At 71.3% G+C, this 7,783-nt stretch carries 4 protein-coding genes and 3 pseudogenes; 2 read left to right on the top strand and 5 right to left on the bottom strand.

Features of this window, described 5'->3' with window-relative positions; all coding sequences use genetic code 11:
* Positions 1–268 precede the first annotated feature (268 nt).
* Entirely contained in the window at positions 269–763 is a 495-nt protein-coding gene (locus ACWEK3_RS37790; protein ID WP_453251789.1) for a tyrosinase family protein, read from the bottom strand.
* A gap of 370 nt (positions 764–1,133) precedes the next feature.
* Between ACWEK3_RS37790 and ACWEK3_RS37785 the strand changes: the two genes are divergently transcribed.
* Entirely contained in the window at positions 1,134–1,442 is a 309-nt protein-coding gene (locus tag ACWEK3_RS37785) for a hypothetical protein (protein ID WP_450542208.1), read from the top strand.
* A 32-nt stretch (positions 1,443–1,474) separates the two neighbouring features.
* Here ACWEK3_RS37785 and ACWEK3_RS37780 read toward each other — a convergent pair whose 3' ends face one another.
* Both ACWEK3_RS37780 and ACWEK3_RS37775 read right to left on the bottom strand, forming a co-directional pair.
* Positions 1,475–1,732, bottom strand: coding sequence for a hypothetical protein (locus tag ACWEK3_RS37780; RefSeq protein WP_453251788.1), 258 nt, complete (start codon positions 1,730–1,732; stop codon positions 1,475–1,477).
* Positions 1,729–5,481 carry a S8 family serine peptidase gene (locus tag ACWEK3_RS37775; protein ID WP_453251787.1) on the bottom strand — a complete coding sequence of 1,251 codons (3,753 nt, stop codon included), beginning with the start codon at positions 5,479–5,481 and terminating at the stop codon, positions 1,729–1,731. The genes ACWEK3_RS37780 and ACWEK3_RS37775 overlap by 4 nt, the downstream gene beginning before the upstream one ends.
* A 129-nt stretch (positions 5,482–5,610) precedes the next feature.
* On the opposite strand from ACWEK3_RS37775, the pseudogene ACWEK3_RS37770 reads away from it, so the two are divergent.
* Positions 5,611–5,823: pseudogene (locus ACWEK3_RS37770) on the top strand (acetamidase/formamidase family protein); the annotation flags it as partial.
* Positions 5,824–5,893: 70 nt separating this feature from the next.
* Here ACWEK3_RS37770 and ACWEK3_RS37765 read toward each other — a convergent pair.
* Positions 5,894–6,214, bottom strand: a pseudogene (locus tag ACWEK3_RS37765) (coagulation factor 5/8 type domain-containing protein); the annotation flags it as partial.
* Positions 6,166–7,377, bottom strand: a pseudogene (locus ACWEK3_RS37760) (lectin). The pseudogenes ACWEK3_RS37760 and ACWEK3_RS37765, both read right to left, overlap by 49 nt.
* Positions 7,378–7,783: the final 406 nt, after the last annotated feature.

Here is a 7,783-nt window from a genome sequence, read left to right as displayed (position 1 = left end):
CGACACCTCGAAGCGTGAAGAACGGCCGTCCTGCTGTCCCGGGAACGAACCAAGATCAGCGGGTCAGGTGAACCGCCGAGGTTAAACATCAAGCTCGGAGCCGTACGATTAATCGAACGGGAATCGTACTCCAGCGTCTCTGTTTCGCTCGGGGCGGGCCCAGGGTGGGGTGATGCGGTCCGTGGAGGCACCCGGTTCCGCGGACCGCGAGCGCGGCCGCGGGCCGCCGAAGCGCCCCGAAGGCGTACTCCGGCGACCCGCCGCCCGGTCAGGGCATTGTGTCGTAGGTGTAGTACTCGCGCCGGCCCAGCATCGTGCCAATGCTGGTGGAGAAACCGGGGTTGTCCACGTTGCAGTGGTGCAGGAAGAACACTGGATCGTTGGGGGAGCTCGCGGGGGACATGTCCCCGCCGATCCACGAGTGGACCTGATTGTGCAGCCAGGGCCGCGCGTTGCGAGGGTTCGGGTTGGGGGTCCAGCCTTCGAGGCGGCCGCGGAAGCCGTCCGAGCTGACGCTGTAGTCGAGGACGTCGTACCTGTCTCCCGGCTTCGGGTTGGGGCCGGAAGGCCCGAAGGCGAGGGCGTTCTTCACGTCCGTTCCGGTGGGCAGCCGGTCCCAGCCGATTCCGAACTGCCGCATCAGGCCGCGGCCCTGGCCGCCGTTGGCCTGGGGGGGTTTTCCGTCGTAGGCGCTCTCGATGCGGACGGTGAAGCTGTTCGGGTCGTCGGGACGATAGGCGAACGGCCCGTCCGAGACGGGCATGCCCTGTCCGCCCATCTTGGTGGGCTGCCGAATCGGGGCGGTGGGCGACGATCGACCCTGTTTCCGCCGTCCTCGCGGTGTCATGGGCGCTAGGCCGGTGCTCGAGCCGACGACCGGCGCCAGGTGATGCGAAGGACGGGTGCCGAACGCGGCGACGGCCCGACCAAATCCCACGTCCACGCCGGCGGCCGCGGCGCGAACCGCGTGCGTGGCAGTGACCCGTCGCCCTGCCTGCAAGCGGGGCGCGGTTGCTCCGTCACCCCATCCCGCGGTGCCCTGCTCAGGAGTTCATTCATAGCTGCGTGCGCGCTGCCGCGTTGCCACTGCACCGGTTCAGGGCCGGCCCCCTGCTAGCGCCTGGGTCCTCGGTGTGTCGTGGCTCGGGCTCGCCGCCGACAACACCGCGGCCAGGGGCGGCAAGCACACGATGTCGTTCTTCGTGCGGCGGCCCGCGGGGGCGGCGAAGTCGCCGAACGCGTCGTTCACCGCCGAGGTCGGCTACGGCGACGGCGCGACGTGGTGCCCGGCCCTGGTCGAGCGGCGCGGTGACCACTGGCAGACGAAGCGCACCGAGCCGGTCCGGGCCGATGCGGTGGCGCTGCGGCTCAAGGCCGAGGCCGAGGACGAGGACGGCGCGACGATCGAGCAGACGCTGATCCGGGCTTGCACGCTCGAGTAGAGGGCTGTGGTCCCAGGAGAGGGGCCCCGCGGTCACAGCCAGCCGCGGTCGCGCGTGTACCAGCCGAGCTGGAGGCGGGTCTCGGTGCCGGTCAGGTCCATCAGGCGGCGCACGCGCCGCTGGACGGTGCGCCGGCCGGCGGCCAGGCCGAGCGCGACGAGGCGGGCCGCTGCCCTGCCGCGGACCGCCGGGACCAGCGGCCCGTCCTCGACGAGCCGCTGGTAGAGCCGTTCCTCAGCGGCACCGAGACCGATGCCGCCGAGGGACGAGGGGCGCGGCGCAGCGCTCACTGGCCGCACCAGATGTCGGTGCAGCCCGAGTTGTACGCCTGGATCAGCGTCTCCGTGAGGGATGCGCCGGTCGCGTCGGTGACCGTGGTGCGCAGCGACACCTTGGCCGTGCCGGCGGCGGGGACGGTGACCTTCCAGCGGTCGCCGTCGCGGCGGGCGTGCGCCGTCCGCCAGGTGCTGCCGTCGTCGGTCGAGTAGGACACCTTCATGGAGTCCACCGGCCCGGTGCGGGTGCCGGCCTGGCTGCCGACGGTGACGGAGTAGGTGAACTCCTTGGCCGGATCGGCGGTGTTGAGCCGGTCGAGCGGCGTGTCGTAGCCGAGGTCGAGGAGCGCCAGCGGGGCCGCCTTTTCCTCGTGGTGCGAGCGCACGCGCCACTCGTCGGTGATGCGGGCGCCGAGCGTCCAGGTGACCGGATCGTGGCCCTGACGGCGGGCGTCCACGCTCAGCCGGTACCAGCGGTCGTCGCGCGGCAGGTCGAACACGCCCTGGCCGGGCCGGTCGTTGCTGTCGAGGACCTTGCCCGTGTCGTCGGTGAGGACGGTCGAACCGCTGTCGGCCCCCGGCGCGTACTCCGAGTGGTGCCCGGCCGCGTCGGAGAAGACCGGCAGGTTGACGCTCACTTTGTCGCCGTCCCGGACGACGTTCTTGCCGCTGCGCAGCTCGGGGTTGAACGGCGCGGCCATCCAGCTCTCCTTGTACGTACGGCCCTTGGCGTACGTCGTCGGATCGGTGACCTGCGTGGACAGCGGGAAGGGAATCTCGCCCTCCTCGAACAGGTAGTGGAAGGTGGCCATGGTCCACTGCACGTCGGGCGACACGTACACCTGCTGGTCGGCCGGCGCCAGGAACCGGGTGGACTGCTGGACCAGCCGCACCCCGCGCCAGCTCGTCCACGCGTACAGGCCCTTCGGGTCGTACGGGTAGCCGTGGGTGTTCTCCCTGGTGTCGATGCGGGCCAGGTCGGCGCGCCGGTCGTACCAGTCGGCGCCTGCGGGCAGCGAGTCGTCCTGCTTGTGGAAGAGGAAGTAGGCGGTCGGCGAGGTGTCGACGCCCTCGACGGTGAGGGTCAGGGGACCCTTGGCGAGCCGGCCTTCGAGGAGGGGGAGGGAGTCGGCGTTCAGCTGCGCCAACGGGGTCGGCTCGTAGACCGACACGCTGTACCCGCGGATGATGATGAGGGCGACGCCCGCGTCGGTGAGTTTCTGGTAGACGGCGTTGTTGGACGCGTTGCTGCCGCTGGACCGCCATAGGACGATCTTGCCCTTGAGGTCCTTGCCGGCGAGGTCGGCGTCGCTGCCGCTGCCGATGTCGACGACCTCGCCGGTCACCTTTCCCGTCCAGCGGTAGATGCTGTACTGGGAGAGCTGGAGGCCCAACTGCTGGGGCGTACCACCGGGTTCACGGGCGTCGATCTCGCGCTGCTGCCAGCTGGTGGCGCCGAAGAAGCGCATGCCGTCGAACGTCTCACCGGTCTTGGTGGGCACGACCTCGACCTTGTAGGGGCCGGCGGCGCTGGGGGCGATGAGACCGGTGGAGGCGCCGTCGGGGGTGGCGGTGCCGATGCCGGTGGCGCCGTCGGTGGTGGCGCGCACGCCGTCGTCGTCGACGCCGATCCGGACCGGCTTCGCGCCGTCCGTGCTCACGGTGGCGGAGGCGTCGTCGTCGAGGGTGACGCGCTGCGCGTAGTGGATCGCGGTGCTGCCTGTGATCGTGTAGCCGGCCTTCTCGTACTCCCAGACGCTGCCGAGGAGGCGGTAGGTGCCGCGCGGCAGGACGACCTTGCGCGGAGTGGTGCCGCTCAGGCTGGTCATGGTGGTGGCGCCGGTCTTCTCGTTCTGGATGACGACGCCGGTGGAGGTGGCGTCGGCACCCGGGCGCGGGGCGGGACCGGTGAGGGTGAGGGTGCGGGCGTCGTCCGGCGCGGTGACCGACACGGGAACGCGGACCGTGCCGCGGCCGGGCCGCTCGGCGGTGACGGCGCCGTCGTAGGAGCCGCCGGCCTCGGCGCGGGCCAGGTCGAGCGTGACCTCGGTGGTGGCGCTGCCGTGGGCCGGGACGGTGACCTCGGTGGCGTCCACGCGGACGAGATCGCCGCGGGCGCCGACGGTGAGGGTGACGGGCTTGTCGCCCGCGTTGCGCCAGGTGACCGTGCGGGTCGCGCTACTGCCCGTGGCGCGGGCGGCGAGCGTGGCGGGCTCGGCGGTGATCTGCGCGGCGGACGCGGCCGGTACGTCGACGAGGCCGGCGCCGGTCTCGTCCACGGTGGTCCCGCGCACGGGTGCGGCGGAGCCGATCAGGGCGGCCTTGAGCTGCTGTCCGCTCCAGTCGGGGTGCTGCTGGCGCAGCAGGGCGGCGGCGCCGGCGACGTGCGGGGTCGCCATGGAGGTGCCGGACAGGGACGCGTAGCGGGCGTTGACGGCGCTGTCGGCGAGGGTGCCTTCGGCGCGGGCGGCGACGATGTCGCTGCCGGGTGCGGATATCTCGGGCTTGACGGCCCAGCGGCCCTGGCGCGGGCCGCGCGAGGAGAACGCGGACAGGTCGCCCTGCTTGGTGACGGAGCCGACGGTGAGCGCGGAGTCGGCGGCGCCGGGGGCGCCGATGGTGTGGTCGCCGGTGTTGCCCGCGGCGATCACGAAGAGGGGTCCGTCGCCCGCGGAGAGCTTGTCGACGGCGCTGGACAGCGCGTCGGTGCCGTCGGAGGCGCCGGACTTGCCGAGGCTCATGGAGACGATGTCAGCCTTCTGGCCCGCGGCCCACTCCATGCCGGCGAGGATCCACGAGTCGTAGCCGTAACCGTCGTCGTCGAGGACCTTGCCCTCGAGGAGGTCGGCCCCGGGGGCGACGCCCGCGTACCGGCCGCCGGACGCGGCGCCGGTTCCGGCGACCGTCGAGGAGACGTGGGTGCCGTGGCCCTGCCGGTCCTGGATGCCGTCGCCGGTGAAGTCGGCCTCGGCGGCGACGCGGCCCTTCAGGTCGGGGTGCCCGGTGTCGTATCCGGTGTCGAGGACGGCGACCTTGACGCCCTTGCCGTCGATGCCGCGACGGTGGACCTCGTCGGCGCCGATCTGCGGCACGGACTCGTCGAGGGTTGCCTTGACGCGTCCGTCGAGCCAGACCTTGCCGATGCCCTCGTTCCTGGCGGTCGACGGGGTGGCGAGCTTGCGCCAGACGTCGCTCGCGTTCTTCTTCGGGACCTTCAGGACGGCGGTCCGGGTCCGCTTGAACTCCTTGGCCAGGGTGGCGTGTTCGGGAGCCTCGGGGCCGCCCGCGACCTGGGGTGCGTCGCCGACGACCAGGCGCAGCGCGGAGGTGGCGTCGTCCGCGTATCCGTCTGCGACGAGGGTCGTCACGTCGAAGAGGCGCTGGTCGACGCGGCCGTCGGCGATCTGCCCGGCGGCGTCGATCGGGACGGCGTACTCGTGGCCGTCCACGTGGTAGCGGGTGAAGCCCATGCCGGAGCGGCCGGGGCCCGGCACGATGCGGTCGATACGCGGACCGCCGCCCGCGCGGTCGCTCGCGTAGAAGACGACGTCGCCCGTGACGAGTGTGACGCGGCGCGTGGCGGCTCCGGGCGGCGCGGCGGCCGCCGGATCGACGAACTCCGGCCCCTTCTCGGCCCCGTGGGCGAGGGCGGGCAGCGCGCTCCCGAGCACGGCGGCGACCACCACGGCGGCACCGGCCGCCCGGCGCCGCGCGGCTCTCCCGCCGTCTCGTCCCGCTGTCCTTCTGGGTCTGATGTTGGGCACGCGGATTCCTCCCCGGTCCGACGCTGAAGACGCAGCGAACGATGGCAGGAGGCGGAGCCGAGCGGTGGTCCGGGGACGCGGCGGGAAAACGCCGTGGCGTCAAATCGCCACATCGGGTAGTCACTTGACGAGCACTTCAAGAGGTTCGGCTACAGCGGCGAACAGGCGTACCTGCTGCTCGGCTCCGCCCCCATGGAGGGACGCATCAGCGGCATCGTCGACATCCCGAACGACTGCTGCTCGCTGTACCTGCCCACGGCCATGTTCGACTTCGACGTCCGTCCGTTCACGGCGGGCCCGACGAAGGCCGATCGCGGCCAGTGCGCGCTGGCCGGCGCCTGACCGGCCTCCACTGTGCCGAAGGCCCCGCAGCCCGGGCTGCGGGGCCTTCGCCCGTCATGACCAAGGACGGTTACGGGTAGCTGGTGAGGTTCGCGACGTTGTTGGCGGAGTTGGAGGGGCCTCCGGTGTTGTTGATCACGCGGCTGATGGTGCCCGTGCCACCGAGGGAGACCGTGACCATGCTGGTGAAGCGCACGTTCGGGTTGTTCGGTGCCTCGATGGCGCGCGCGGCGGTCACGCCCGGGTTGGCGTTGAAGTAGCAGTAGCTGCCGAGGCCGTACGCCTGGTGGCTGGTGACGGAGTCGGCCACCTTGTAGGCGGCGTAGCCCTGGGTGGAGCCGTTCATCCAGGCCGCCTGGTTGGGCGGGTCGTAGGGCATCTCGTTGCGGTGATGCCGTTCATCGACGAGATGCCCATGGTGCGGTAGGCCTGGTCGTCGCTGTAGCGGTACGCGTTCTTCAGCGCGTTCTTGAGGCCCTCGGCGGCCTGCACGGTCAGGTTGCCCATGTTCCGGCCGGCGCCGCCGAAGTCGAACGGCATGATGGCCCAGGCGTCGACGGCCAGTCCGGAGGAGGCGGCCCGGTTGATCAGACTGGTGTCGGGGTCGCTCTGCCCGGTGCCGATGGTGATGTACACCTTAAGACCGGGGTTGTTGGCCTTCACGGTCTTCAACGCGTCGACCGTGCGCTGCTGGACGGTCGCGTTGCTGTAGGCGTCGGCCTCGAGGTCGATGTCGATGGCCTTCAGCCCGTAGGCGTTGATCACCTTCTGGTACGCGGCGGCGAGTTCGCCGGCGCTGGAGCAGGAACTCTCCAGCTTGTTGCCGCTGTAGCCGCCGAAGGAGGGGATGATGTCGCCGCCGTTCGCGCGCACGGTGTTGACGGTCTGCTGGTCGACGCCGCCGGTGAGCGGCCGGCTGCCGTCCCACTGCGGGTTGCAGTAGCCGTTGCTGAGGACGAAGGCGAGCGTGAACCACTTCACGCCGGTGGCGTTGGTGATCGTGGTCGGGCTCGGCGGGCTGCCCCAGCCGTTGTAGAGGTATGGCGCCACGGCCATGGACGTGGCCGGCGGGGGGCCGCCGTCCGCGGCGGGCGCGGTCCACTTCTGGTTGCTCGCGCCGGTGCAGGACCAGATCTGGGCGCGGGCGCCGTTGGCCGACGACCTGTCGGTGACGTCCAGGCACTTGTTGGCCTGCTGGTTGACGATGTCGCGCGCGGCGGTGACGGTCCACTTCTGGTTGGCGGCGCCGGTACAGGACCACAGCTGGACCTTGGCACCGTCGGCGGTCGATCCGCCGGTGACGTCGAGGCACTTGCCGAGGGCGCGGATGGTGCCGTCGGAGCCGACCGTTCACTGCTGGGCGGCGGTGCCGTTGCAGTCGTAGAGCTGCACGGCCGTGCCGTCGGCCGAGCCGGCACCGGCGACGTCGAGACACTTCCCCGCCAGTCCGGTGATGGTGCCGGTGGCGGCGGCCTGGGCGGGGCTGGCCATGAGGAGGTCGGCGGAGAGGGCGAGAGCGGCGAGGGACGCGACCGCGAGCAGGGGTCTGGCCATGGGGGAAGTTGGCCTTTCACGTGGGGGGTGGCGGAACGCGGCCCCAACACCGCCGTGACACAAGGGGCGTTGAGTGCATTCCATGGACTTTGTTTAAGGCGTGAAGCTAAAGGTCCGGACCATCACCGTCAAGAGGTGAAGCAACACCTGGGAGGCAGTCGCCCCGATCCGCGATGAGTTGAACACCGGGCGCCCTCCGGAGGCCGGCGTCCGGAAGACGGTCGCGCGAGGCGTCCGTGCGACACGCCCCCTGCGGACGGGCCTGGCCAGCATGGGTCCGCGTGATCACCATCGAGTGGGACGGACTCACCGACCGCGAGCGCTACAACGACTGGTACCGCACCGAGCGGGACCGGTTCTCCGACCTGGCCCGGGACGCCGACTGGAGTGGTCTCTTCACGGAGTT

The organism is Streptomyces sp. NPDC004721, assembly GCF_053601495.1.
The sequence above is the reverse complement of the archived record's forward strand: the minus strand, read 5'-3'. Positions and strand labels throughout refer to the sequence as shown.

What these genes read in the sequence shown, in the direction of transcription:
- ACWEK3_RS37790 (WP_453251789.1), bottom strand. Translation starts at nt 763, where the DNA reads ATGCCCGTCTCGGACGGGCCGTTCGCCTATCGTCCCGACGACCCGAAC.